The 24,648-nt window shown below is 64.7% G+C and carries 18 protein-coding genes and 1 tRNA gene; 8 read left to right on the forward strand and 11 right to left on the reverse strand.

The window, feature by feature from the left end:
- Positions 1–45: 45 nt before the first annotated feature.
- The 4 genes from FBX97_RS03110 to FBX97_RS03125 all read right to left on the reverse strand — a co-directional run bounded on the left by FBX97_RS03110 (position 46) and on the right by FBX97_RS03125 (position 7,647).
- The gene (locus tag FBX97_RS03110; RefSeq protein ID WP_141828775.1) at positions 46–2,247 is read right to left on the reverse strand and encodes a bifunctional diguanylate cyclase/phosphodiesterase; all 2,202 of its coding nucleotides are present in this window, start codon (positions 2,245–2,247) and stop codon (positions 46–48) included.
- A gap of 1 nt (position 2,248) precedes the next feature.
- Positions 2,249–5,176: a response regulator gene (locus tag FBX97_RS03115; RefSeq protein ID WP_141828776.1), complete on the reverse strand. Its 2,928-nt coding sequence runs from the start codon at positions 5,174–5,176 to the stop codon at positions 2,249–2,251.
- A gap of 195 nt (positions 5,177–5,371) precedes the next feature.
- Positions 5,372–5,569, reverse strand: coding sequence for a YbdD/YjiX family protein (locus FBX97_RS03120; protein ID WP_141828777.1), 198 nt, complete (start codon positions 5,567–5,569; stop codon positions 5,372–5,374).
- Complete coding sequence (locus FBX97_RS03125) at positions 5,569–7,647, reverse strand: carbon starvation CstA family protein (RefSeq protein WP_141828778.1); 2,079 nt, start codon at positions 7,645–7,647, stop codon at positions 5,569–5,571. The genes FBX97_RS03120 and FBX97_RS03125 overlap by 1 nt, the downstream gene beginning before the upstream one ends.
- A 250-nt stretch (positions 7,648–7,897) precedes the next feature.
- On the opposite strand from FBX97_RS03125, the gene FBX97_RS03130 reads away from it, so the two are divergent.
- The 5 genes from FBX97_RS03130 (at position 7,898) to FBX97_RS03150 (ending at position 13,471) form a co-directional block, all read left to right on the forward strand.
- Complete coding sequence (locus tag FBX97_RS03130; protein WP_141828779.1) at positions 7,898–9,283, forward strand: cache domain-containing protein; 1,386 nt, start codon at positions 7,898–7,900, stop codon at positions 9,281–9,283.
- 22 nt (positions 9,284–9,305) lie between these two features.
- The gene (locus FBX97_RS03135) at positions 9,306–9,986 is read left to right on the forward strand and encodes a response regulator transcription factor (protein ID WP_141828780.1); all 681 of its coding nucleotides are present in this window, start codon (positions 9,306–9,308) and stop codon (positions 9,984–9,986) included.
- Positions 9,987–10,116: 130 nt separating this feature from the next.
- Entirely contained in the window at positions 10,117–11,253 is a 1,137-nt protein-coding gene (locus FBX97_RS03140) for an HDOD domain-containing protein (RefSeq protein WP_255517270.1), read from the forward strand.
- Positions 11,246–13,306 (forward strand): bifunctional diguanylate cyclase/phosphodiesterase, encoded by a 2,061-nt coding sequence (locus tag FBX97_RS03145; protein WP_141828782.1) that lies wholly within the window; start codon positions 11,246–11,248, stop codon positions 13,304–13,306. The genes FBX97_RS03140 and FBX97_RS03145 overlap by 8 nt, the downstream gene beginning before the upstream one ends.
- Positions 13,307–13,381: 75 nt before the next feature.
- Positions 13,382–13,471, forward strand: a tRNA-Ser gene (locus tag FBX97_RS03150).
- 224 nt (positions 13,472–13,695) lie between these two features.
- Here FBX97_RS03150 and FBX97_RS03155 read toward each other — a convergent pair.
- Positions 13,696–14,373, reverse strand: a complete 678-nt coding sequence (locus FBX97_RS03155) for a DUF1353 domain-containing protein (RefSeq protein ID WP_185748449.1) — start codon at positions 14,371–14,373, stop codon at positions 13,696–13,698.
- Positions 14,363–16,192: a caspase family protein gene (locus FBX97_RS03160; protein WP_141828784.1), complete on the reverse strand. Its 1,830-nt coding sequence runs from the start codon at positions 16,190–16,192 to the stop codon at positions 14,363–14,365. Before FBX97_RS03160 ends, FBX97_RS03155 begins: the two co-directional genes overlap by 11 nt.
- Before the next feature lie 353 nt (positions 16,193–16,545).
- On the opposite strand from FBX97_RS03160, the gene FBX97_RS30445 reads away from it, so the two are divergent.
- A complete protein-coding gene (locus FBX97_RS30445; protein ID WP_370457128.1) occupies positions 16,546–16,725 on the forward strand; it encodes a transposase in 180 nt (59 codons plus the stop codon).
- Positions 16,726–16,961: 236 nt separating this feature from the next.
- Here FBX97_RS30445 and FBX97_RS03170 read toward each other — a convergent pair whose 3' ends face one another.
- From FBX97_RS03170 to FBX97_RS29460, 3 genes are all read right to left on the reverse strand, one after another.
- Complete coding sequence (locus FBX97_RS03170) at positions 16,962–17,300, reverse strand: hypothetical protein (protein ID WP_141828785.1); 339 nt, start codon at positions 17,298–17,300, stop codon at positions 16,962–16,964.
- Between the two features lie 264 nt (positions 17,301–17,564).
- Positions 17,565–19,607: an Ig-like domain-containing protein gene (locus FBX97_RS03175; protein WP_141828786.1), complete on the reverse strand. Its 2,043-nt coding sequence runs from the start codon at positions 19,605–19,607 to the stop codon at positions 17,565–17,567.
- 83 nt (positions 19,608–19,690) lie between these two features.
- The gene (locus FBX97_RS29460; protein WP_185748450.1) at positions 19,691–19,840 is read right to left on the reverse strand and encodes a hypothetical protein; all 150 of its coding nucleotides are present in this window, start codon (positions 19,838–19,840) and stop codon (positions 19,691–19,693) included.
- A gap of 379 nt (positions 19,841–20,219) precedes the next feature.
- Between FBX97_RS29460 and FBX97_RS03180 the strand changes: the two genes are divergently transcribed.
- Entirely contained in the window at positions 20,220–20,783 is a 564-nt protein-coding gene (locus FBX97_RS03180; protein ID WP_141828787.1) for a porin family protein, read from the forward strand.
- Between the two features lie 74 nt (positions 20,784–20,857).
- Here FBX97_RS03180 and FBX97_RS03185 read toward each other — a convergent pair whose 3' ends face one another.
- Positions 20,858–21,427, reverse strand: coding sequence for a TssQ family T6SS-associated lipoprotein (locus FBX97_RS03185; protein WP_141828788.1), 570 nt, complete (start codon positions 21,425–21,427; stop codon positions 20,858–20,860).
- Between the two features lie 172 nt (positions 21,428–21,599).
- Here FBX97_RS03185 and FBX97_RS03190 point away from each other — a divergent pair, with 172 nt between their 5' ends.
- On the forward strand, positions 21,600–22,331 hold the full coding sequence (locus FBX97_RS03190) for a transcriptional regulator (protein ID WP_141828789.1): 732 nt from the start codon (positions 21,600–21,602) through the stop codon (positions 22,329–22,331).
- A gap of 16 nt (positions 22,332–22,347) precedes the next feature.
- On the opposite strand, the gene FBX97_RS03195 is transcribed toward FBX97_RS03190, so the two are convergent.
- Positions 22,348–24,537 (reverse strand): TonB-dependent siderophore receptor, encoded by a 2,190-nt coding sequence (locus FBX97_RS03195; RefSeq protein WP_141828790.1) that lies wholly within the window; start codon positions 24,535–24,537, stop codon positions 22,348–22,350.
- Between the last annotated feature and the right edge of the window lie 111 nt (positions 24,538–24,648).

Genomic DNA, 24,648 nt, shown 5'->3' on the forward strand with positions numbered 1-24,648 from the left:
GTCCCTGCGGAGGCAGGGACGACGGGGTAACTGGGGTGACGGCGCTTATTTCGCCCCCAGAGGCACCCACAACTTCTGCAGCATCCCGCTCACCGTCTCCGCCGGCGCCGGCCGCCCGAGATAGAACCCCTGCACCAGGTCGCAGCCATACTCTTCCAGCATGCCGAGCTGCTCCCCGGTCTCGACGCCTTCCGCCACCACCACCATTTTCAGGCCGTGCGCCATCGCGATGATGGCGCGCGTGATCGCCGCGTTCTCGGAATCCTGCGGCAGGCCGCTGATGAAGCTGCGGTCGATCTTCAGCGCGCGCACGTCGAAACGCTTTAAATAGTTCATCGACGAGTAGCCGGTGCCGAAGTCGTCGATCGACAGGTGGACGCCGATGCCGCGCAGCTGCTCGAGCGTGGACAGGGTCGCCTTGGCGTCGTCCATCAGCGTGCCTTCGGTCAGTTCGAGTTCCAGCAGGCGCGGATCGAGGCCGGTGTCCTGCAGGGCCGAGAGCACGATCTGGCTCAGGTTCTCGTCCTTGAACTGCTTGGCCGACAAATTCACCGCCATGCGCACCGGCCGGCGCGCCAGCTTCTGCCAGTGGCGCGCCTGGATGCAGGCGGTGCGCAGCACCCACTCGCCGATCGGCACGATCAGGCCGGTCTCCTCGGCCAGCGGGATGAATTCGGTGGGCGAGACGATGCCGCGCTCGGCGTGGCGCCAGCGCACCAGCGCCTCGACGCCGACGATCTCGTTCGAGCGCACGTCGAGCTGCGGCTGGTACAGCAGGTACAGCTCGTCGTTCTGGAGCGCGCGGCGCAGGCCGACTTCCAGCTTCACGTGGCTCATGATCTGCATCGTCAGCGACGACGAGTACAGCTTGGCGTTGTTCTTGCCGCAGTTCTTGGCGTGGTACATCGCGGTGTCGGCGAACTTCAGCAGCGAGGTGCAATCGTCGCCGTCTTCCGGGAACAGCGAGATGCCGATGCTGGCGGTGACGAAGATCTCGTTGCCCTCGATGAGGAAAGGCCGCCGCATCGCATCTTTTACGCGGTGGGCCACGTTCAGCGCATGCTCGACGCGCTCCAGGTCCGGAATCAGGATCGTGAATTCGTCGCCGCCCAGGCGCGCCAGATTCGTGCCCTCGTTGGTGCCGGTGCCGTTGAGCGGCGCGGCGCGCGTGACCAGTTCGGCGCGCGACAGCAGGTCGCTCGGACGGATGGTCTCGCGCAGGCGCTCGGACACCTGCTGCAGCAACTGGTCGCCGACGTCGTGGCCGAGGGTGTCGTTGATGCGCTTGAAGGCGTCCAGGTCCATGAACAGCACGGCGAATTTCTTGTTGCCGATCTTCGAGCGCTGCAGTTCGCGTTCCAGCATTTCGAGGAAGGCCTGGCGGTTCGGGATGCCGGTCAGGCTGTCGCAATAGGCCAGGCGCCGGATCTGTTCTTCGGCGCGCTTGCGCTCGCTGATGTCGCGCACCAGGCCCAGGACTTCAGAGGAGCCGGTCGCCACCAGGCGCGCCTCGAAGTGCTGGGCTTCGCCGAAGCGGATCAGTTCATACTCGACCGAACGCACCTGCTGCACCCGCAGCGCGAGTTCGACCTGTTCCAGCATGCGCTCGGCGATCTCGGGCGGCAGCACCTCGGCGACGTGCTTGCCGACGCAGTCGTCGACCGGATAGGCGTGCAGGTAGCCATGCGGCTGCTGCTGTCCGCGGCTGGCGCGGCCGGGGTGGTCGCGGCCCGGCTCGTAGTCGAGGTAGATGCCCTCGCGCGACATACGGAAGAAGGTGTCGGGGATCGCCGCCAGCACCGCGCGGTTCTGGGCGTCGGCGATGCGCAGGCGCACGATGGCGTCGCTGGCGCGCAGCACGTACAGCACGCGGTGTCCCAGGATCGGCCAGTTGATCGGCTTCGACACGAAGTCGGTGGCGCCGGCTTCGTAGGCATTGGTGACCGCTTCCAGGTCGTCGCCGCCGGTGACCATCACGATCGGCACGCTGGCGCCGTTGGCCGCGTCGCGGATCGCGCGGCAGGCCGCGAAGCCGTCCATGTGCGGCATTTCGACGTCCATCAGGATCAGGTCGGGCGAGCGCTCGCGCGCCAGCTGGACCGCCTGGGCGCCGTCCTCGGCTTCGATGGCGTCGAGGCCCACGCTGTCGAGCATCTCGACCATCAGCAGGCGCATCACCGGGTCGTCGTCGGCGACCAGCACGACGGCAGGCTTGCTGGCGCGCTGGGTGGCATTATGGGCTGGCATGTCAGGTTTCCTTCTCAAGCATCGCGGTGAGGGAGTTGCGGACGGCCTGGAACTCGTGCTCCATGTCGGTAAGGATGGCGCCGGCGCCTTCGGTGGTGTCGGTGCGGCCCAGTTGTTCCATCGCCTTGCACAGCGCGGCCAGGGCCTCGGCGCCGACATTGGCGCTGGCCGACTTCAGCGTGTGCGCGATGCGGCGCACGTTGCCGGTGTCGAAGCCGTCGATGGCGTGGCGCAGCGTGCTCAGTTGCTGCGGGGTGTCGTCGACGTAGGCCGCGATCACCTTCTGCACCAGGGCGTCGCCGCGCTCGCGCGACAGCATGCGGATCTTGTCGAGCGCGGCGCGGTTGACCACTTCGCGCTGGATCACTTCGACCGAGGCCGAAGGCAGGCGCGGCGGCGCGTCGCCGTGGTGGACCGTGGCTGCCAGCGGCAGCGCGATCCAGCGCCCGATCACCGCGGCCAGCTCCTGCTGGGTGAAGGGCTTGGACAGGTAGTCGTCCATGCCGGCGGCGAGGCAGGCTTCGCGGTCGCCCTGCAGCGCGTTGGCGGTGATGGCGATGATCGGCAGCACGCGTCCGCGTCCGGCCTCGCGTTCTTCGCGCCGGATCGCGGCGGTGGCGGCAAAGCCGTCCATCACCGGCATCTGGCAATCCATCAGGACCGCGTCGTATTCGCCCCCGCTGTTACCTTCGCCGCCGCGGGCGCGCATTGCCTGCAGCGCATGCACCGCCTCGGCGCCGTTGCCGACGCAGTCGACGCGCAGGTCGAGGCTTTCCAGCATCGCCTTCGCGACTTCGATGTTGACCGGGTTGTCCTCGGCCAGCAGTACATGGCGGGCACGCCGCGCGCCGGCGCCGCCGTTACCGTTGTTGCCGTCGCGCGCCAGCGGCTGCGGCGGCGTGAAGCGCAGCGCCGGCGCCACCTGGCCGCGCGGACGGGTCGCCAGGCAGGCGAACAGGTCGGCCGCGCGCGCCGGCTTGATCAGCTGGTAGGCCACGCCGGCCTCGCGCCGCTGCACCGGATCGGCGGCCAGCTTCTCGGGCGAGAGCAGGATCAGGCGCGTGGCCCGGGTGGCCGGGTCGCCCTTGATGCCGGCCGCCAGCAGCAGGCCGCTGCTGTGTTCCAGCTCCATGTCGAGCACCGCGGCATCGTAGGGGCGGCCCGCGCGCGCCGCTTCGTGCAGGCGCGCCAGGGCGTCGTCGCTGCCGGCGGCGCCGTCGCATTCGACGCGCCAGGTCGCGAGGTGGGTCTGCAGCCCGACGCGGCTGGTCTCGCGTTCGTCGACCACCAGCACGCGCAAGCCGTCGATGGTGTGCTGGTGGTCGCCGGGCGCGTCCGGATCGACGCGGCGCTTGTCGAAGGCGACCGTGAACCAGAACACCGAGCCGCGGCTTTCCAGTCCTTGTATCAGCGCATTCTCGACGCCGATGGCGCCGCCCATCAGTTCCACCAGCTGCTTCGAGATCGCCAGGCCCAGCCCGGTGCCGCCGTACTTGCGGGTGGTCGAATCGTCGGCCTGCGAAAAGGCTTCGAAGATGCGCCCGCGCGCCTCGTGCGAAATGCCGATGCCGGTGTCGTGCACTTCGAAGCGCAGCATCACGGCCTGGCTGTCCTCGCTGGCGACGCGGACCTTGGCCAGGATGCGCCCGTCGTTGGTGAACTTGATCGCGTTGCCGAGCAGGTTGGCCATGATCTGGCGCAGCCGGTTCGGATCACCGCAGATCGCCACCGGGATGTCGTTGGCGATCTCGAACAGCAGGCTGATGTTCTTGGCTTCGGCCTGCGGCGTGTAGACGGTGTGGATGTCGTCGAGCAGGTCCCACAGGTTGAAATTGATATACTCGACGGTCAGCTTGCCGGCCTCGATCTTGGAAAAGTCGAGGATGTCGTTGATGATCACCAGCAGGTGCTCGCCCGACTGCTTCACCAGGCGCGTGTAGTTGCGCTGGGTCTCGGTGAGTTCGGTCCCGAGCAGCATTTCCGTCATGCCCAGCACGCCGTTCATCGGGGTGCGGATTTCATGGCTCATGGTGGCCAGGAAGGCGCTCTTGGCGCGGCTGGCCGCTTCGGCCGCGTTCTTGGCGCGTTCCAGTTGCTCGGTGCGCACCGAGACCTGCCGTTCCAGCTCGTCGCGGTGGTGGGTCAGCGCGGCGCCGCGGCCCTCGACCTGGGCCAGCATGGTGTTGAAGCTGTCGATCAGCGTGCCCAGTTCGTCGGTGCGGGCGTGGGCGATCCGCAGCGTGTAGTTCTGGCTGGCCGCGACCTTCTGCGCGGTGTTGATCAGTTTGCCGATCGGGTCGGCGATGCCGCGCCGCACGCGGCGCGCCTGCAGCAGCGCGCTGAGCAGGGCGGCGCCCATCGCCACCGCCATCACGCCGAGCGCGCGCAGCAGGTCGAGCCACATCGGCAGCTGGTCGGCCTCGATCATCACCACGCCGGCCGGTGCGGCATCGGGCGCACTGGAGGCGCCGCCGACCGCGCGGTAGGTGCGCATTGCGCGCAGCCAGGGCAGGCTGCCATCCGCATTCGCCTGTTCCAGCGCGGCCGGGTCGAGGCCGTCCAGCGCCGGCGGCTCCTTGGCCAGATAGTTGAACACCGAGGCCGACGCGCCCTTGCGCTGCGGCGCACGCCACGACGCGAACACCTGGCCCTTGCGGTCGTACAGCACCGCCGCGCCGACGTTGCCCTGCACCTGCAGCCCCGCCAGCACCTGGCCGGCCAGGCGGCGGTCGTTGAAGGAGAGCGCATCGACGCTGTTGGCGGCGACCACGCCGGCCAGCGCCGACAGCTGCATCGTTTCGGCACGGCGGTGCGCCAGCACCGAGGTCACGGCAAAGGCGAGATAAGCGACCAGCAGTGCGCTGGCCGCAGCCAGCAGGCACATGTTCGTCAATTTCTGGTTGAGGCTGGAACGTTCGCGTTTCGGCATGGCTCGCACGGATCGACTTCGGCTGCGCTGTTCGGCTGCAATACGAGTCCGTCGGGCACGGGCTCACCATGCGAGAGGGCAAGTTCCCGCAAGAAATGACTATAGGTGAGGGCTATGCGGGGGCGTTTGCGTTATCGCAAATGCAAAAGGAAAGGGACGCCTGGGCGTCCCTCTGTTGGTGAGGCCGGAGCCGATCTAACAGCAGCCGCCGCTGCGGGCGCTGCCGTATCGCGCTTCCTGCCGCTCGCGGAAGAATTCCTCGTAGCTCATCATCGGTTCACCCGGGTGGGTCTTTTCCATGTGCGCCACGTAGGTGTCGTATTCCGGCAGGCCGACCATCAGGCGCATGCTTTGCCCGAGGTAGCGGCCGGCCTGTGCGAGCGTGCTGAACATCACTGCACCTCGGCCACCGACGCCGCTGCCGGCGCCGGCACGTACGGGGTTTCCTTGACGCTCGGCTTGTTATCCCTGCGCGCCGCTGCGATCGTGCGCAGGCCGTAGAACACCACCGCCAGCACCACCAGCATGAAGAAGGCGCACAGGGTGGCGTCGAGGTAGTCGTTGAAGATGATGCGGCTCATCTGTTCCGGCGACTTGGCCGGGGCCAGCACCTGGCCCCCGTCGAGCGCGGCCTGGAACTTCCTGGCGTGCGAGACGAAGCCGATCTTTACGTTCTCGTGGAAGATCTTCTGCCAGCCGGCGGTCAGGGTGCAGATCAGCAGCCAGATGGTCGGGACGATCGTGACCCAGGCGTACTTGCCGCGCTTCATCTTGAACAGCACGACGGTGCCGAGAGTCAGCGCGATACCGGCCAGCATCTGGTTGGCGATGCCGAACAGCGGCCACAGGGTGTTGATGCCGCCCAGCGGATCGACCACGCCCTGGTACAGGAAATAGCCCCAGGCCGCGACGCACAGGCCGGTGGCGATCAGGTTGGCCGGCAGCGAGTCGGTACGCTTGAACGACGGGGCGAAGGCGCCCAGCAGGTCCTGCAGCATGAAGCGGCCGGCGCGGGTGCCCGCATCCACCGCGGTCAGGATGAACAGTGCCTCGAACAGGATCGCGAAGTGGTACCAGAAGGCCATCATGGCCTTGCCGCCGACCACGTTCGACAGGATGTGCGCCATGCCCACGGCCAGGGTCGGGGCGCCGCCGGCGCGCGAGATGATGGTGTTCTCGCCGACGTCCTTGGCCATCTGGGTCAGCGTTTCAGGCGTGATCACGAAGCCCATGTTGGAGACCGCTGTGGCCGCGCTCTGGGCGGTGGTGCCGAGCAGGGCGGCCGGGCTGTTCATCGCGAAGTAGACGCCCGGATCGATGGTCGAGGCGGCCACCAGCGCCATGATGGCGACGAAGGACTCCATCAGCATGCCGCCGTAGCCGATGAAGCGGGCGTGCTGTTCGTTCTCGATCATCTTCGGCGTGGTGCCCGACGAGATCAGCGCGTGGAAGCCGGATACGGCACCACAGGCGATGGTGATGAACAGGAAGGGGAACAGCGAGCCGGCCCAGGCCGGGCCGGTACCGTCGATGAACTTGGTCACGGACGGCATCTGCAGGTGCGGGGCGACGAACACGATGCCCAGCGCCAGCGCCGCGATGGTGCCGATCTTCAGGAAGGTCGACAGGTAGTCGCGCGGCGCCAGCAGCAGCCACACCGGAATCACGGAAGCGACGAAGCCGTAGCCGATCAGCATCCAGGTCAGCTGGGTGCCGGTGAAGGTGAACATCGGACCCCAGGTCGGCGAATCGTGCACCCACTGGCCGCTGATAATGGCAAGCATCAGCAGCACGAAACCGATCAGCGACACTTCACCGATGCGGCCGACGCGGATGTAGCGCGAGTAGACGCCCATGAACAGCGCGATCGGGATGGTGGCCATCACGGTGAACGAACCCCACGGCGAACCGGTGAGCGCCTTCACGACGATCAGCGCCAGCACGGCCAGGATGATCACCATGATCATGAAGGTGCCGAACAGCGCGATCACGCCGGGGATTTCGCCCATCTCGGACTTGATCAGGTCGCCCAGCGAGCGGCCGTCGCGGCGCATCGACATGAACAGCACGATGAAGTCCTGCACCGCGCCGGCGAACACGACGCCGGCCAGGATCCACAGCATGCCCGGCAGATAGCCCATCTGCGCAGCGAGGACCGGTCCCACGAGCGGTCCTGCCCCGGCGATTGCAGCAAAGTGGTGGCCGAACAGCACGTAGCGGTTGGTCGGCACATAGTCCAGGCCGTCGTTGTATTTGTAGGCAGGGGTCTGGCGCCGCGCATCGAGGCCGAACACCTTGTCGGCGATGTACAGGCTGTAGAAGCGGTAGGCGATCAGGTAGACGCAGACCGCGGCCACCACGATCCAGACCGCGTTGATGGACTCGCCGCGATTCAGCGCGACGAAAGCGAGCGACCCAGCGCCCGCGAGCGAAAGCGCAGCCCAACCGAGCTGGCTCTTGAGACTTTTCATTGTGACTCCTCCGTAGATACTTTCTGCGTTGACCGGCCTGGGCCGGCTGCACGGATATTCGGGATCCGCTTACATTTTTTGCAGCATATCGGCCAGTATCTTGCACCTGCCTGCGAGCGGCAAGCGCATGATTACTGAGTCCCCTACGTAGCATTACGTAGGTCCTGGCCCGCAAACTGCCGGGCGCGCATAACTGATCGGTCGTACAATTTCATGTTACGACGAAAACAGCAGGAACAGCGCGCACGGCATGAAGTTGAGACAGAAGGTGATTTTCCTGGCGATCGCACCGCTGATCGTGGCCCTGTGCGCGATCGCCCTGTTCGTGCGCCAGCAGGCGGTCACGCTCGCGCACGACCAGCGCGCCGCCATCCAGCAGGCCTACATGGACAGCCGCCAGGCCGAACTCAGGCACTACGTGGAACTGGCGTCGCACGCCATCGCGCACCTGAGCGCGTCCGGGCGCAGCGACCCGGCCACGCTGGAACAGGCCAAGCGCACGCTGCAGTCGCTCGGCTTCGGCGACGACGGCTATTTCTTCGTCTACGACATGCAGGGCCGCAACCTGATGCATCCGCGCCAGCCGGAACTGGTCGGGCGCAACCTGTGGGATCTGCGCGACCAGTACGGCACGCCGACGATCCAGAACCTGGTGAAGGTGGCGCGCCAGGGCGGCGGCCTGGTGCGCTACAACTGGATCAAGCCGACCACCGGGAAATCGGTACCCAAGCTCGGCTACGTGGTGCCGATCGCGCACTGGGGCTGGATCGTGGGCAGCGGCCTGTACCTGGACGACGTCCAGGCCGCGCTCGACAAGGTCGATGCGCGCCAGTCGCGCAACATCGAGACCACGCTGTGGTGGATCGCCGGCGTGGCGATCCTGTCGGCGCTGGCGGTCGGCGCGGCCGGGCTGGCGCTGAACGCCAGCGAATCGCGCGTGGCCGACGCCAAGCTCAGGGCGCTGGCCCAGCGCGTGGTCGACGGCCAGGAACAGGAGCGCGCACGCCTGTCGCGCGACCTGCATGACGGCATCAGCCAGTGGCTGGTGTCGATCAAGCTGCAGATCGAGGCCGGCATCATCCGCATGAAAGGCAACGCCGAGCAGCAGCAGAAGGCGCATGCCAGCTTCGAGCGCACCGCCGAGGAATTGAACAAGGTGCTGGGCGAGGTGCGGCGCATCTCGCACGGCCTGCGTCCGGCGCTGCTCGACGACCTTGGGCTGGCGGCGGCGCTGGGCCACCTGGCCGAAGAGTTCGAGGAGCACAGCGGCATGCCGGTCGCGTTCAGCACCGACGGCGCGCTGGACGGCTTGCCGACGGCGGTGTCCACGGTCCTGTTCCGCATCGCCCAGGAAGCCCTGACCAACATCGAACGCCACGCCGGCGCCCATCGCATCGAACTGCGGCTGGAACGCACGCGCAGCCGCGCTTCGACGTGGTATGAGCCCGACCTGGTGCGGCTCACGGTCGCCGACGACGGCGCCGGCTTCGATGCCCAGGACGTGGAAACCCACCCGCAGCGCGGCATTGGCCTGCGCAACATGGCCGAGCGGCTGGATGCGGTCGGCGGCACGCTCGGCATCTCGTCGACGGCAGCGGGCACGACGCTGTGCGCCAGCGTCGAACTGGCGCAGTGAGTGAAAACAGATGGAGAACCCGATGAACACGCTAACCGACCCGGCCCATGCGCTGGTCAACATCATGCTGGTCGACGACCACCCGCTGGTGCGCGACGGCCTGCGCGCGCGCCTGGAAGCGGTGTCGCACTTCCGGGTAGTGGCCGAGGCCGATTCCGGCAGCGAAGCCCTGGCCCTGGCCGACGTGGGCGGCATCGACCTGGTGCTGATGGACATCACCATGCGCGACGGCAGCGGCATCGACGCCACCGCCCGCCTCAGCGCACACCATCCCGGCATCGCGGTGCTGATGTTGTCGATGCACGACAAGCTCGAATACGTGACCCAGGCGATGCAGGCCGGCGCCCGCGGCTACGTGCTGAAGGACGCGCCCGGCAAGGACATCGTGCTGGCGATCGATACCGTGATGGCGGGCGGCATCTACTACAGCGCGGCCCTGGCGCGCCAGCTGGCGCGGCCGGCGGCCCAGTCCAGGGATAACGCCATGGGCCAGGACAGCCAGCTCACCACGCGCGAACAGGAAGTGCTGCAGCACATCGCCAACGGCGAGTCGAACAAGCAGATCGCGCGCGAACTCGACCTGTCGGTGCGCACGGTCGAGACGCACCGCCTGAACATCAAACGCAAGCTGGGCATCGAAGGGCAGGCCGAGCTGATCAAGTTCGCGGTCCAGCACGTCCATTTCGGCAATGGTGGCAGCTGAAAATGCTTATGCCACAGAAATAGCCATAAGGCATCTAATTAGTTGCTTTCCAATAATGACTGCTCTATATTAGATGTATAAATATGCATGCCGCTCGCGCGCTTGACTCATGGTTCCAACCCAAGCCCCGTTGGTAAAAGTAAGCCCGGTCGCCAACGCCCAGAACGAGTGGGTCGCGCTGCTGCTCGGCAGCGCCGATGGCCAGGCCATCGATGCAGCCACCCTGCAGTCGCTGTTCGGCACGCCGGACCTGCTGGCCGCGGTGGCCCCGCTCGACTGCGTCCTGCTGCTGGACGACCCCGGCGCGCTGGCCCCATCCATCCTCGACCTGCTGCCGACCGGCCGCGTGCTGCTGGCGGTGGGCGCCGCCGCGCTGGCGCAGGAGGGCGCGGCGCGCCGGCTGACCGTCCTGCAGGAGGCCGGCTACCGGATCCTGGTCGACGGCGAGCCCGGACCGGCCCCGGCGGCGGCCTTGCGTACCGTCGCGCGCGATTGTGCGGCCGGCATGCCGCCGCCATCGCCGCTGTCCGCCCTGTTCGGCCCGCACCTGGCCAGGAACGTGGACAGCCGCGCATGCTTCCAGGCGTGCGAGAACGCCGGCTTCGGCTGGTTCCAGGGCGACTATCCGCTCGACCCGCCAGGCGCCCGCAGCGAGGAGGGTGGCTCGCGCAAGCGCCTCCTCACCCTGCTGGCCCTGTTGGCGCGCGACGCCGATTCGCGCGAGCTGGAGCGCCAGCTGAAGCAGGACCCGGCACTCTCCTACCACCTGCTGAAACTGGTGAACTCGGCCGCGTTCTCGTGCGGCACCGAGATCACCAGCTTCGGCCAGGCCATCACCCGCATCGGCCGGCGCCAGCTGCAGCGCTGGCTGCAACTGCTGCTGTACGCGCGCACCGGGGCCGATGGCCCGCCCAGCCCGCTGCTGCCGCTGGCGGCCCTGCGCGGCGCGCTGCTCGAGGCGCTCTGCAAGCAGGACGGCGGCGAGTGCGCCGCCCAGGACCAGGCCTTCATGGCCGGCGTGTTTTCGCTGCTGGACCGGCTGTTCCAGATGCCGATGGCCGCGGTCGTGGCCGACCTGCCGCTGCCGGGCGAGGTCGAAGCCCCACTGCTGCGGCAGGAAGGCCGGCTCGGGCAGCGCCTGCAGCTGGCGGCCGCCGGCCGTCCGGACCCGGCGCTGCTGGCCGCGGCCGGCGTCGACGCCGCCGATTGGTGGCAAGCCCAGCTCCATGCCCATCACTGGGCGATCCAGGTGGTGCGCAATGTCTGAGCTGCACCTCACCGAACCGGCACCGCTCGACCTGGCCGCCAGCAGCGCCGCCGTCTGCGACGCCGTGCTCAAGCTGCGCGGCGCGCCACTGCATGCGGCGCTGGGACGCATCGCCGCGGCGCTGCTCGCCAGCCCCGAGGGCAGCTTCGACGCGGGAGCGGACCCGGTGTCCGCTCCGGAAGAGGGCACCTTGGAACAGGACGTGGTGGCCGGCGCAGAGCACTTCGGCCGCTACCGGGTGGCGGGCCGCAGCTACGGCGCGGACGACCGGCGCCAGCTCGACAGCCTGGCCGGCCTCACTGCCACGCTGCTGCAGGTGCACGCACTGGCCCAGCGCACGACCCACGCCTACGCCCAGGTCGAAGCCCAGCTCGCGCACCAGTCGCAGATCCTCGACCAGATCCACGAATCGGTGCTGACCACCGACCTCATGGGCTACATCACCAGCTGGAACCGCGGCGCCGAGCAGCTGTTCGGCTACAGCGCACTGGAAGCGGTCGGCCGCCACATCCTGTTCCTGTACGCCGATGAAGACCCGCATCATCCACCGGAGGACATCCCGGACGCCTTCGCCGCGCAGGGCGGCCGCATGATGGAGGTACGGCGCCAAAAGAAGTCCGGTGAGGTCTTCTGGGCCAGCCTGTCGCTGTCGCCGCTGCGAGACCTCGAAGACCACCCGATCGGCCTGATCGCCTACCTCACCGACATCACCGAGCGCAAGCAGGCCGAAGAACGCCTGCACCACCTGGCCTACTACCAGGAACTCACCGGCCTGCCCAACCGCACCCTGTTCGGGCGCCTGGTCGAGCAGGCACTCACCGTCACCCAGCGCAACGACGCCATCGCCTGCGTGCTGTACATCGACCTGAACCGCTTCAAGCTGATCAACGGCACCCTCGGCCGCCGCGTCGGCGACGAACTGCTGCGCCGGGTGGCCGAGCGTTTCCGCGGCGTGCTGCGCGACGAAGACGTGGTGGCGCACCTGTCCGGCGACGAATTCGCCGTCGGCCTGTTCGACATCCGCCAGCACTTCGAAGCCACCACGGTCGCGCGAAAGCTGCAGGCCTGCCTGGCGGCGCCGTTGAAGGTCGGCGAGCACGAACTGCGCGTCGGCGCCAGCGTCGGCATCGCCGTCTACCCGCAGGACGGCCAGGATGCCGAAACCCTGCTGCGCATGGCCGACATCGCCATGCAGCGGGCCAAGGAAAAGGCCGACAACCCCGACCGCAGCGTCGCTTTCTACCGCATGGACATGAACGAAGGCATGCAGCAGCGCATGCAGATCGAATCCGGCCTGCGCCACGCCCTCGGCCACGGCGAACTGGTGCTGCACTACCAGCCGAAATTCGAGATCGGCAGCAGCCGCCTGGTCGGCGCCGAAGCGCTGGTGCGCTGGCGCCATCCCCAGCGCGGCATGGTGCCGCCCGGCGACTTCATCCCGCTGGCCGAAAGCACCGGCCTGATCGTGCAGCTCGGCGAATGGGTGCTGGAACGCGCCTGCGCCCAGGCCGCGGTCTGGCAGGGCGCCGGCCTGCCGCCGTTCCGCCTGGCCGTCAACGTCTCGGCGCGCGAATTCACGGCATCGCTGCCGGGCCGCGTGGCCGACACGCTGGCGCGCTACCGCCTCGACCCGTCCTGGCTCGAACTCGAGATCACCGAAAGCACGCTGATGCACGACATCGACGACGTGATCGCCATCATGGACCGCATCAACGCCCTCGGCGTGGCGCTGTCGCTGGACGACTTCGGCACCGGCTACTCGTCGCTCAGCTACCTGAAGCGCTTCCCGATCAACACCCTCAAGATCGACCGCTCGTTCACCAACGGCTTGCCGGCGGATACCAGCGACTGCGCGATCGCCAGCACCATCATCAGCATGGGGCGCAGGCTGGGCCACCGGGTGATCGCGGAAGGGGTGGAGACGCTGGAGCAGCTGGCATTCCTGAGCGAGGCAGGGTGCGACGAGGTGCAGGGCTACCTGTATGCGAAGCCGCTGCCGGCCTATGAATTCGAGACCGGATTGCGTGAGAACTGGCTGTTGACGACCGGGTGAGCTTGCCGGTTTGGGCTGCTCAGCCGTGTGGCTGGCCTTGGGGGCGCTTGTTTATGTATAATGCCGGTTCCCCAAGGAAGCGTGGCCGAGTGGTTGAAGGCAGCAGTCTTGAAAACTGCCGACGGGGGAACCCGTTCGTGAGTTCGAATCTCACCGCTTCCGCCAAGATGCAAAAAGAAAGCCGTCGAAAGACGGCTTTCTTTTTCAAGATCGAGCATTTGAAGCCCGTACTCGGTGAGCGTGAACTCAGCACCTCTTAAACTGGACGGCAGAATAATGATGGGGCGAGAACACTAAAAAGGTCAGAAAGTAAGCGAGTAGGCAGCTAGTGGCACAATGCCAGGGCAAGCTGCCAAGGAGTCCACTTTCTTTGTGTACGCTGGTATTACTCAAAAGTAATCAGCCTGGTGCTTAATGTCCGCCCAGCGCGCTTTTGGATCATCAGGCGGTTTCCGCAATATCCGTTTTTCACCAGCAGCCTTCCGACGTGAGTTCTCATCCCAAGCAGCCCAGCCGCCTACGCGAACACCTCCATAAATTGTCGAGAGCGTCGCGACGTCCACTTCAAAATCTTGCATCAAGAACTTAAAGATGTTGTCCGCCGTTTCGCGCGGTAGATGCTGTTCCCAGTAAAGATAGTCGTGAACGACCGCGGCATAGACATATGGGCCGTCAGAGGGAAGAAGTGACCACAAAACGCGCGGAATGCTAGCAAAATCCGTAACAAAACCTATTGGCACTACGACAGGCGCATAACTCCTCATTTGCGCGGCGTTAGATGGCGCCCATCCCATTAAAGCAGTAGTGTAATACATTCGATCAGCGAAGCGCCCAACTATCAATTGCCCTTTCGGTGTTTTCATAACTGGGGACATCGATTTTCCTGGCGTGTCGGAATCCGTCGACCGTACCCCTTCCTTCGTCATCCACTCGCGCATGAATCGGTCTGCTGCTTCTCGGTCAGAATAGACGCCGCCGCCCGCCTCATTGGCAATGGCTTGCCGTTCAAGCGAAAAGGCAGCACTTCCGACGCCAAACGCCTTAATAGCATTTCTCCTATTTACCATTGAATCCTCCCGATGGATTTTTCCCTGCCGGCCAAAATAGCATTTCTCCATCCCCAGTGATTTTTCCAATCATGGGAATTTGCCTTGAATCCGTCTGCTTCGCGACTTCCCATTGAACGTAAACGAATAGTTGTGAAAGCGTCATCAGTCCATTTCTCATCAAATCACCTTCGCCATTAAGACCTTTTGCAAGAAAATGCGCGAAAATGCTCATGCCCAACGTCGGATCGATCTGAGCCTTTTGTGCCGCCATCCCTGCGGTGAGCATGAATGCCCCCTTCGGTACAGCCAGCTGCGAAAGATTAACGTGGGCGTGTGCTCCCGTTTTTTGGACCACGCCTAGACCGGAGAAGCAGCTGTCGACGGCAAAGAGTATTTGTTTCGCGTCTTGGCTATCTAACGCCTTTCTAGCATAGTGCTCAAGGTCTTTTAATTTGAAACATTTCACCTCAGGGGCTACCGTCGAGCAATCGGAAGTAGCGAGATACCCCTCCCTGGGGCTGTTTGGATCGGCGAAACCATGTGTTGAAAAATACACAAAAACCCTGTCATCACGTCTGGCCGATCCCACTAGCATAGCAAGTGCTTGAACAATCTCATCCCGGGTGACACGAGGTTTCGCGAGCACTGCCACTTCAAATCCGCTATCCGAAAGGACTTTCTCTAATGACTGAATATCTGTCTGGATCTGTTTTTCATTAAATTTTGGAAACTGTGCGTCTGAAAATTCCCACATGCCTACCAGCAAGGCACGGCTTTTCTTATAGACTGCATCGTAACTTACAGCGGGCGGTTTAACTTCTAGGCCGATAGGCGCCTTGCTGATAGGTTGCGCAATATGCTCCTTAGGAACGTTAAATCGATATGTTGCACGCTGTGACTCTATCGTGTGCGCGTCACTTACATGCCGGGCCTCTACTTGGAACTCATGAATTCCTTTTTGCAAGAAGGCATAGCTGACCTGAACATCATCTGTCCAAACTCCAAACTGGTCATCGTACGGCTTTAGCTGATAACGATATTGCACTTTACCGTCTTTTCTCTGGAACTCAGGACCGATTTTCCAGCTAAATATAACTGGATTTTTTTGCATGCCCCCGATCTTTTCGGTATACGGTGGCACCTTGTCATTTATCCTCAAATATACTGTCGGAGTTTGGCTTGTAGTTGGTGCAGCGGCAGAGACAGTGAAGTCGACAACATCCTTGATCATCCCGTTGTATTGTATGAGGGTGCTGATGAAACCACTTCTGTCGATCATACTGGGTTCGAACGACTGCCATATTTTGGTATTGTATGTCCGGCGCTGTGCCGTAAACTTAGGGACTCCGCCAAGCAGTAATTTGTAGCGTCCGGGCTTTGTTGGCGCCTTGAAGCTCACTTTGTACTCGGGCTCGTCATAATCACTTGGGCCCAAGTCTGCATGCTTTGGTAAACTTACAAGAATCCCGAGTATCAACCAACTATTCGCCGAGGCGTGCCGAACTACATCGGTTTTCGCACTTTTTGGAGCAATTCCGAGGCTGGCATATCCGTACTCATCTGAACCATAGGTATATTGTGAAACCCTAAAGCGGATTTCAACCATCGTCCCAGGTTTGACGATCGATGATCCATTCGAAAAAACAACAGAATCTAAATGTGGCACAAGCCCACCGGCATTTACCACACTCGGAATAAAAAAATACAAGACAATGCATCCAAGAAAATAGATTCTTGAAAAATATATCTTCACTGGTCTTCTCCAAGTGTTTTTATGCTTCCTGGGGCTTTTCGATACTCGTATTGGATCAACCCACGCTGCTACGGTAGCTTGCATACAAGATCCTCGTTACCGTATAGTCAAGCCGGCAAGTTGAAGATGTCAACGGATAGTTCCAAAAATTTAATGCATGTTGTGGCGGCCGTCTACCGTCAATTAGCCTAGCACAGTCGTGACAGGCTAACGCGCTGATGAGATAGCCGCGCGATTCGCCAGGCACAGTCGATGTGAGTTCTTATGTATAGGAATACGACTGCGCATATAACCAGGGAAAACCCAAACCATCGAAGCAGTGAAGGTGTCGGAGAGCGGCACCTTCGCTGGGCAGTGCAAGAAAAAGGCGGCGCAGGTCAAGGAAACGTGCGAGCCGGCATGACCATGTTGCTGGTCGGTCGCAAGCACGGCATCAAGTGCAAGCCAGTTGTTTAATTGTCGCAGTCTGCCAGTGGGCCCGACGCGGACTGTACCTGTACTATTTGCCGCCCTACAGTCTAGAACTCAACCACATTGAGATCCTGTGGAAGCATGCCAAGTATTTCTGGTGCCGCTTCGTCGCCGAGAACGGCGCAGATCTCGTTGACGAGATTTAGGCCTTGATGAGAGATTTCGGAAGTAAGTTCACAATAAATTTCGCGTGACTACTTAGGGCACGCCCTATCGAGGCTCTTACCTCACGTCGATTCACAAATTTGGCGCGGGGGTAAAAGCGTGGGTAAATCCAAAAAATCCGCTTTCCTCATAGGAAAGGTGGGCGAACATCGCTTCCGCCAAGCATGCACAGATAAGCCCTTGTCTATCAAGGGCTTTTTTATTTATGTGGCTTTGGTCAGCGCAACAGCCCCATGTGAATCAATATGGCGAGCCAGGTTCCGAACCATACGAAATGCAACACGACGATGGACCAGAATATCCAGGCCCACGTGCCGGTGTGGGGTTGATTCCGCGCCGCCAGATACCGACGCCTTCGTATGCCCGTCATGTTTTGGATCTGCCCGAGCAGGCCTGCTCCAATCAGATACACGACATAGGATGGCAGAAACCGATTTTTGATCCAGTCCGATAGATCTTTATAGGACAGCAAGAGAAGTCCAAGAACAAAGATCCCTAGTATCGCAAGAAAATAGCGATCGTTCTTTGATATCGAAGTGAGAAGTGATTCGTTCATCCACGCCTCCTGGGCATGTGCTCGGACGGTGCTTGGAATAGTAACGTTTTGCCACTGACATCGTTGCGATCAACCGGCAGACCTAGTAGAACAGATAGCGCCGGCTTGACCATTGCTGATTGCTGGACTTGACCCTCTGGCACCGGGTTAGACGAGAGGCTGGTGCCGTAGAGCGAGCAACTAAGCAGCCGCCCTCGATGAACGAATCCGGCAACCAAGATGTCGCCGTCGGCGCCCAGTGCCAGGCCGGTCACCCCAAGGCACTCAGCGCAAAGGCACGCTACTGCGGTAGCGGATCGACCCCAGGGTGACGCTGCCGCCGCAGGTATCGTCGAAGTCCAGGGCCAGCCGGTCCAGGTTGCCAGCGGCGTCGAGCGCCAGTTCGAGGACGGTCACGGTGCCGGTGTTACGGACAAAGCAGCCGGACCAGCCGGGAGCGATCGATTCGCTGCCGCTGCCGTTGCCGTACACCAGCGGCGGTCCGCTGCGCCAGGTCTGGCCATCGTTGCGCCCGGCCAGGAAGCGTCGGAACCCGAGGATCACGTCGAGCGTGGTGCCCCCATTCCAGAGCTTGGCGTAGCCACTGAAGTCCGGATCGAAACTGGTGGCGATGCTGAGCGGGCCGCCGTCGGTGCGGTATGCCAGCACCAGGGCCTGTGCGGGATCGGCGGCGACCTTCACGGCGAGGGTCCTGCGGTCGACGTCGCCGGCGGCGTTGGCGACACGCAGTTCGACCACGGCGGTGCCGTTGGCCGCCGCCGCCGGTGCGATGGTGACGCGCGCCGCGCCGGTGTCGCTGAAGCTCAGCGCCGGCCCCGACAGCTGCTGCCAGTGGTAGGAGGCCGGACCGCCGCTGGCGCTGGAGGCGCTGCCGTCGAGGGCCAGCGTGGCGCCGGCGCCGAACAGGATCGGCGCCGCGCCCGCGCTCAGGCTGGCGCTCACGGTCTGCATGACGGTGCCGCTGAACGTGGGCCTGTCGAGGTGGCGGCCGGCCGCATCGGCGATGCCGTTCACGTCCATCTCCAGCTGCAGGCGGTAATCGGTCCCGGGCAGCAGCTGGGTGGACGGCTTGACCGTCAACAGGCCGCCTTCGATCGTGACCGTCGCGGGTACCGGGTTGAACATCTGTTGCGCCGGACTGCCGGGCTGGGCACCGGTCTGCAGGAAGGTGGCGCCCCCGACCGCGACGGGTGCGAGCGGGCGCGAATACAGCCAGGTCAGCGCGCCGTTCGGCTGGAAGGCGGCGGGGTCGGGCTGGAGCAGCAGCCGGAAATTCGAGGACGTCGGCTGCTCGACCGTGTACTGCTCGGCGGCGGCCACCTTCGGCAGCCAGGGCGCGCCGGTCCACAGCACGCCGAGGCCGTTGAAGTCGACATTGTCGATGGCCGCGCCATTGAACACCACGTCGACGGTCTGGGAGGGCAGGGCGCGGGCGCGCACGGCCGCGGCGCTGCCGTTGGCGCCGGTCAGCGCCAGTTCGCCGGCATCCGGATAGGTGTCGAACCAGCCAGCCCAGGGCGTGGGCGTGGCGACGTCCACGCTGCCGGCCAGCAGGTCGCTGGCGAGATGGAAGCGCATGGCGTTGGTGGCGCGCACCGTGTCCACGCGTGTCTCGTGCTGGGCATCGAGCAGCGTCACCGTTTCGGTGGCGGTGGTCTTGCCGTCGCTGAAGCGCAGGCTGAAAGGCTGGGTGTCGGACGTCACGTGCAGCAGCTTCGACAAACGGCTCGTGCTGTAGTCGAAACGCAGGCCACCCTGCATGTCCTGGGCCGGGTTGCCGCCGTGCGTACGGAAGCGCTCGAAGGCGATCGTGCCGGCGCGTTGCTGCGCGCCGGCCGGCGCCGTGAACGCGACCGTCACGCCGCCATCCATGGTGTCGTCCAGGTGTTTCAGGTAGCAGCCGTCGAGGGTGACGCTGAGCTGGTCGCCGGCGCTTGCGCGGCGGTCGCCGTCGCGGTCGATCAGGGTCGCGCCGACCGTCCCGCCGCCCGCGCAGGCCTGGTTGAACGACAGCGTGGCGCTGGCCTCCGCCTGCGCCGTCCAGTCCAGCGCCAATTGGCCGATGGCCAGCGTCAGCGCGCCGTAGCCGAAGGCGAGGGTGGTAGCGCCTTTCGCGTTCGCTGCCGTCAGTGGCAATGGAGCCGTGGCCGGCGGCGCTGTCTGGACCGGGTTTGCCGGCGCTGCGACGCCCGTCCCGATGCCGGTAAGGGCGGCAGAGCTTCCACTGCCGCCACCGCATGCCGACAGCGCCACGGACAGCAGCAGGCAAGGCCACGATCCTGGCAGGCGGCGAACGGGTTGTGGCATGGCGATCCCTCAAGCAATGAATTAATGATTGCAGGAATCTTAACATCTTGATGTTCAGCAAGTCATCAAGTGTTGTCCGAATGTCACGCGTGCATGGCCCCTAGCTGGTGTTCCTGCGCGATCGCGCCCAGGACTATCAACTCGGCCAAATGTTCGCGCTTTACTAGACCCACTGTTGCGTCGCGGATCGCTTCACGCAGGCGCAAGGCCGCGTCTTGCACGGAAATAGTCATGATTTGCCGACTCAACAAGGATTTTGATGATGCACCGGTGCAATATTAGTGCGTCAAGCCAGCCTTGCCAGCGCAAACCGATTTGCTAAACCAGTGTGGTAAATCTGCAAATCGCCGCGAGTGTGTCACTTCGTTACGTAATGATGTAACAAAATGTGTATCCGCTTTCTCTGGTGAACATCGGCTTATGTCGCGCAATTTGCGCCTATCCTGCACGGGTAAGCCGCAAAATATGTGACCGGACGGTCAGCAATGCATGTTCTCGTTACAGTTCCTTACGGATTCAGCCTACGAGTGAACAAAGTCGCAATGTTAAGGTCCTTTCATGCAACGCAGATAGACGTTGCCTGCCTAGTCAACATACGAAGAGGAACAAAACATGAAAAAGCTGATCATCGCAGTCGCCGCCACCGTCGCCGCCGCAGGCGCAGCCCAGGCACAAACCAACCTGATGGATGCCAACGCCTACTCGCCGCGTCCTTATGTCGGCGTCGCCGTCTCCGGCGCCAAGAACCAGGCCGCCGACGAATGGAAAGCCAGCCCGAAGGTCTTCGCCGGCTATGACATCACCCAGAACTGGGGCGTCGAAGCGGGTTACACCCACCACGGCAGCGAAGACTACAACACCACCCGTAACGCGACCCCGGTCCGCGCATCGGTGAAGGGTTCGGATTCCTACGTCGCTGCCAAGTACACCGTGCCGGTCAACGAGCGCGTGTCGGCCTACGGCAAGCTGGGCGCATCGTACAGCGAGCGCAAGAACGACCTGAGCGGCGTGGGCCGCATCAACGACCGTGACACCGGCGTGTACGGCGGCATCGGCGTGCAGTACGCCCTGAACCAGAACGTCTCGGTGGTCGGCGAATACGAGCGCTATGGCAAGGACAAGGCCACCGGCTCGAAGGCTGATGCCGTGAACGTTGGCCTGAAGTACGGCTTCTAAGCCACCGCTTCACCCCTCCGGGCCGGCGCTTCCATCGTGAAGCGCCGGCTTTTTCTTTTGTGCGGCACGGGCTTTTACCAGGGCCGCCACAGGTCCTGGCTGCGCAAGCGCTCGCGCGCATGCGCCAGCGACGCGCGTGCGCGCAGCTGTTCGCTCGCGGCCTTGGCCTGCTCGAACACCGGACCCCACATCGGATGGCCGCCTTCGCCGCGGCCCAGTTCGAAGTCGCGGTCGAGGGCGAGCGCGGTGTCGAAGGCGAGGCGGCAGTCGAGCAGGTCGCGCGTCACGCAATGGCTGAAGGCGATGTACTTCAGGGCCTCGACCCGGATCGGGCCGGGCGCGCTGCGGACTTCGGGTTCGCTCAGCCTGGCGATCGCGTCTTCGAAGTCGCCGTCGTCATACAGCCGGATGCCGTCGACCATGGCGGCGGCGGCCTTGCGCACCTGGTCCTGTTCGGGTTCCTGATCCTGCGGCGCCGCCTGCACGGACCAGCGCTGCGCCCATTCGTCGGCGCCGGGCGCCCCGGCTTCGGTGGCGGGGCGGACGCCACCGCGGGTGGCCGTGATGGAATCCGCCATGCCGGCACAGCCGGCAAGCGACAGCGGGAACAGCAGGCAGGCAAGGAGGGTGCGATGGCGTGTCATGACCAGTGGGTGCGCAACGTGACTCGGTGTGTGCAGATGAGTCCGCTTTATCGTTTTTCAAGATGCGATTGCAACCCGAAGTTACAGCGCAGACTATTGCCGTGGCTGCTGTCGTGATACGATTGGCGCTGTCGATCGATCATTCCGTCCGCATGTATCGGATTCCGCTACCATGTCCGAAGTATCCCAACTGCTCACCACGATCAAGCGCCAGCTCAAACTGCAGGGCAAGACCTACCGCGACGTCGCCGCCGCGCTGCACTTGTCGGAAGCCAGCGTCAAGCGCCTGCTGACCTCGGAAACGCTGGGCGTCGACCGCCTGGTCGAAATCGGCAACATGCTCGGCTTTACCCTGGCCGAGCTGACCCAGGAAGCGGCGCTCAGCGAAAGCCGGCTGCGTACGCTGGCGCCGGCCCAGGAGAAGGAGCTGGTGTCGGATACCAAGCTGTTGCTGGTCGCGGTGTGCGCCCTGAATCACTGGACGCTGCACGACATGCTGGCCGTGTACCGGCTGAGCGAAGCCGAGTGCCTGCAGAAGCTGCTGCACCTGGATCGCCTGCACCTGATCGCCCTGATGCCGGGCAACCGCATCCGCCTGAACGTGGCGCGCGATTTCGACTGGCTGCCGGACGGCCCGATCCGCCAGTTCTTCCGCACCCAGGGCCTCGACGATTTCCTCGGCAGCCGCTTCGACAAGGCCGACGAATCGCTGGCTTTTACCCACGGCATGCTGACCGAGAGCGCGCTCGCGCGCATGCAGGCCGAGCTGCGCCAGCTGCGCACCCGTTTCGCCGAACTGCACGAGGAAAGCCTGGCTTCGCCGCTGCCCAAGCGCCGCGGCAGCGGCCTGCTGCTGGCGCTGCGCGAGTGGGAGCCGGCCGGCTTCACGGCGCTGCGGCGCTAGTCGAGCCGGCGTCCCTTCACAGCGACTGTTCCCACATCAGGCGCCAGGTCGTGTGGGGGCGGTATACGGTGCTGCGGGCGCGGTAGCCGTTTGCGCCATCCGTGTACAGGCTGCGTTCGGTGTAGTCCTGGTGCAGCAGGTCGTTGGCCGACAGCCGCAGCCGGGCATTGCGGCCGCTCTTCCATACCGCATACAGGTCGAGCTGGCGCTTGGGCGAGCCGCTGCCGGCCATGGTGAGGCTCTGGCGCGCCGCGTAGCGGCCGCGGTAGCTGGCGCTGCCGCCGAGGTCGAGCGTGGCAGCGGCCGCCACGTCGAGGCCGAGGTTGCCGGTCCAGGCCGGTTGGCCGTCGATGCGGTTGTCGGGGCCCGGCACCTGTTCCAGGCGCGACCAGTTGCGGGCCAGGTTGGCGCGGCCGGCGAAGGCGCCGCGCGTGGCTTTGGCTTCGAACTCGAGGCCGCGCACGCGGGCGCGCCCGGCATTCACCGGCGTGACGATCCAGACGCCGCCGCTTTGAAACACCCGGTCGAGCGCGACCCGGTCGAGCGCGACCCGGTCGAGGGTGACGTCGCGGATCTGCTTGTCGAAGACGCTGAGACTGAGCATGCTGTCGCTGCTGAAGTAGCGTTCCCAGGCCAGGTCGAGGTTCAGTGCCAGTTCCGGCCGCAGGTTGGGGTTGCCCTGCTGGTCGGGGTTGTTGGCGCTGTTGTTGTTGTCGACCGTGTAGCGGCGCGGCATCAGCTGGGTGATCTCCGGCGCCTTGTAGCTGCGTGCGACAGCCAGGCGCAACTGGTCGCTGCGACCCTGCGCATCGGGCTGCAGCTTGTATAGCGTCTGCACGATCGGACTCCAGACGCCGGCGCCGACGTCCACCGGCGCGGCGGCATTGCCGCCACCACCCGTGTGCAGCGTTTCTCGGCGCAGGCCCAGGTAGGCCGACCATGCCGCGTTGATGTCCCATTCGTCCTGGATGAACAGGGCGGCGCGCCGCACCGTGGCGCGGTAGCTTTCGTCGCTGGCGAGCAGCACGGTGCCGGCAGCGTCGTACTGGTGTTCGCGCCGGTATTCGCTGCGGCGCTTCTGGCTGAGGTCCCAGCCGGCGGCCAGCGCATGGCCGCCACCGAAGGGACGGCGCCAGCTGCCGTTGAAGAGGAGCTGGCGCTCCACCGGGCCGGACGCCACCTCGTGGGTCTCCAGCAGCGCGCCGCCGGCATCCATGCCGCGATACAGGAAATCGGCTTCGCTGCGCGTGTACGATCCGACCAGCTTGCCGGTCAGGCTGGCGTCGCCGTCCAGGCGCCGGGTCCAGGCGCCGTCGACGTAGGCCTTCAGCGGCCGGGTGCGATAGCGCGAAGTGGCGCGCTGGAACTCGGCCGGGGTGCCGATCCCGGTCGTCTGCTGCTGCGCCGCCTCGTTGACGTTGCGGCGGGCGCGGACGAAGGTCTGCGAACTGAAGGTGTCAAAGGGGCTTGCCTTCCAGTTCAGGCGCGGCGCCAGTTCCAGCATGTCTTCCCGCTGGCGGTCGGTCCAGTCGGTACGCCGCAGCAGCGCCGGCGCGCTGCCTTCCTCGAGGTCCATCGCGCTGACCGGATTGACGTTGCGCCTGAGGGTGGCGATCACGGTCCAGGCGAGGGCGCCGGCCTTGCCGTTGTGCTGGGCGACCACGCTCGGCGCCGCGTAGCCGCCGATGACGCTGCTGCCGGCCTTGATCTCGTCGCGCGCGCCGCCGGCCTTGCGCAGGATGATGTTGATGGCGCCGGCGACCGCCTGGCCGCTGGTCTCGGCGGTGGCCGCGCGCTGGATCTCGACCCGTTCGACCAGGTCCGGGCTGATCGATTCCAGCGCGAAGCCGGACGGCGCCGGCACGCCGCCCAGCAAGATCGCCACGTAGCCGCTGCCCATGCCGCGCATGCGGATCGCCGGCGCCCGGCCGGGCACGGCGTCGACGGTGATGCCGGGCTGGCGCTTGAGCACCTCGGACAGGCTGCTGTCGCCCTGGCGCAGCAGTTCCTCGCGCCCGATGACGATGGCGGTGGTGGTCGACCGGCGCCGCAGGTCGGCGGCGCCGGCGCTGACCTTCACCTGTTGCATGACAGGCGCGGCTTGCTGTTCCTGTGGCTGTGATGGCGCCTGCTGTGCCATGCTAGGGGCGTGGGCGCACACGCCCAGCAGCAGCGCAGCGGCGCCGCGGGTTCGAATCGGTCGCATGTCGGGGTCCGGCTTTCCAGGTCAGGGAGACGGGCGCCGGCGGCGCCCGTTCGATCGCTGGATTATGCGAGGGCGTTTTCACGCTTTCCAGCAGGCTGGGATGAATGTCCC

The sequence above is a fragment of the Herbaspirillum sp. SJZ107 genome, from assembly GCF_006715485.1.
Taxonomy (GTDB): Bacteria; Pseudomonadota; Gammaproteobacteria; order Burkholderiales; family Burkholderiaceae_D; genus Telluria.

Excerpts from the sequence above, each read along its gene's own strand:
- FBX97_RS03145 (WP_141828782.1), top strand. The coding sequence starts at position 11,246 with ATGTCTGAGCTGCACCTCACCGAACCGGCACCGCTCGACCTGGCCGCC.
- FBX97_RS03160 (WP_141828784.1), bottom strand. The coding sequence starts at position 16,192 with ATGCAAGCTACCGTAGCAGCGTGGGTTGATCCAATACGAGTATCGAAA.
- FBX97_RS03170 (WP_141828785.1), bottom strand. The coding sequence starts at position 17,300 with ATGAACGAATCACTTCTCACTTCGATATCAAAGAACGATCGCTATTTT.
- FBX97_RS03180 (WP_141828787.1), top strand. The coding sequence starts at position 20,220 with ATGAAAAAGCTGATCATCGCAGTCGCCGCCACCGTCGCCGCCGCAGGC.
- FBX97_RS29460 (WP_185748450.1), bottom strand. The coding sequence starts at position 19,840 with ATGACTATTTCCGTGCAAGACGCGGCCTTGCGCCTGCGTGAAGCGATC.
- FBX97_RS03195 (WP_141828790.1), bottom strand. The coding sequence starts at position 24,537 with ATGCGACCGATTCGAACCCGCGGCGCCGCTGCGCTGCTGCTGGGCGTG.
- FBX97_RS03120 (WP_141828777.1), bottom strand. The coding sequence starts at position 5,569 with ATGTTCAGCACGCTCGCACAGGCCGGCCGCTACCTCGGGCAAAGCATG.
- FBX97_RS03110 (WP_141828775.1), bottom strand. The coding sequence starts at position 2,247 with ATGCCAGCCCATAATGCCACCCAGCGCGCCAGCAAGCCTGCCGTCGTG.
- FBX97_RS03115 (WP_141828776.1), bottom strand. The coding sequence starts at position 5,176 with ATGCCGAAACGCGAACGTTCCAGCCTCAACCAGAAATTGACGAACATG.
- FBX97_RS03125 (WP_141828778.1), bottom strand. The coding sequence starts at position 7,647 with ATGAAAAGTCTCAAGAGCCAGCTCGGTTGGGCTGCGCTTTCGCTCGCG.
- FBX97_RS03185 (WP_141828788.1), bottom strand. The coding sequence starts at position 21,427 with ATGACACGCCATCGCACCCTCCTTGCCTGCCTGCTGTTCCCGCTGTCG.
- FBX97_RS03135 (WP_141828780.1), top strand. The coding sequence starts at position 9,306 with ATGAACACGCTAACCGACCCGGCCCATGCGCTGGTCAACATCATGCTG.
- FBX97_RS03155 (WP_185748449.1), bottom strand. The coding sequence starts at position 14,373 with ATGGTAAATAGGAGAAATGCTATTAAGGCGTTTGGCGTCGGAAGTGCT.
- FBX97_RS03190 (WP_141828789.1), top strand. The coding sequence starts at position 21,600 with ATGTCCGAAGTATCCCAACTGCTCACCACGATCAAGCGCCAGCTCAAA.
- FBX97_RS03175 (WP_141828786.1), bottom strand. The coding sequence starts at position 19,607 with ATGCCACAACCCGTTCGCCGCCTGCCAGGATCGTGGCCTTGCCTGCTG.
- FBX97_RS03130 (WP_141828779.1), top strand. The coding sequence starts at position 7,898 with ATGAAGTTGAGACAGAAGGTGATTTTCCTGGCGATCGCACCGCTGATC.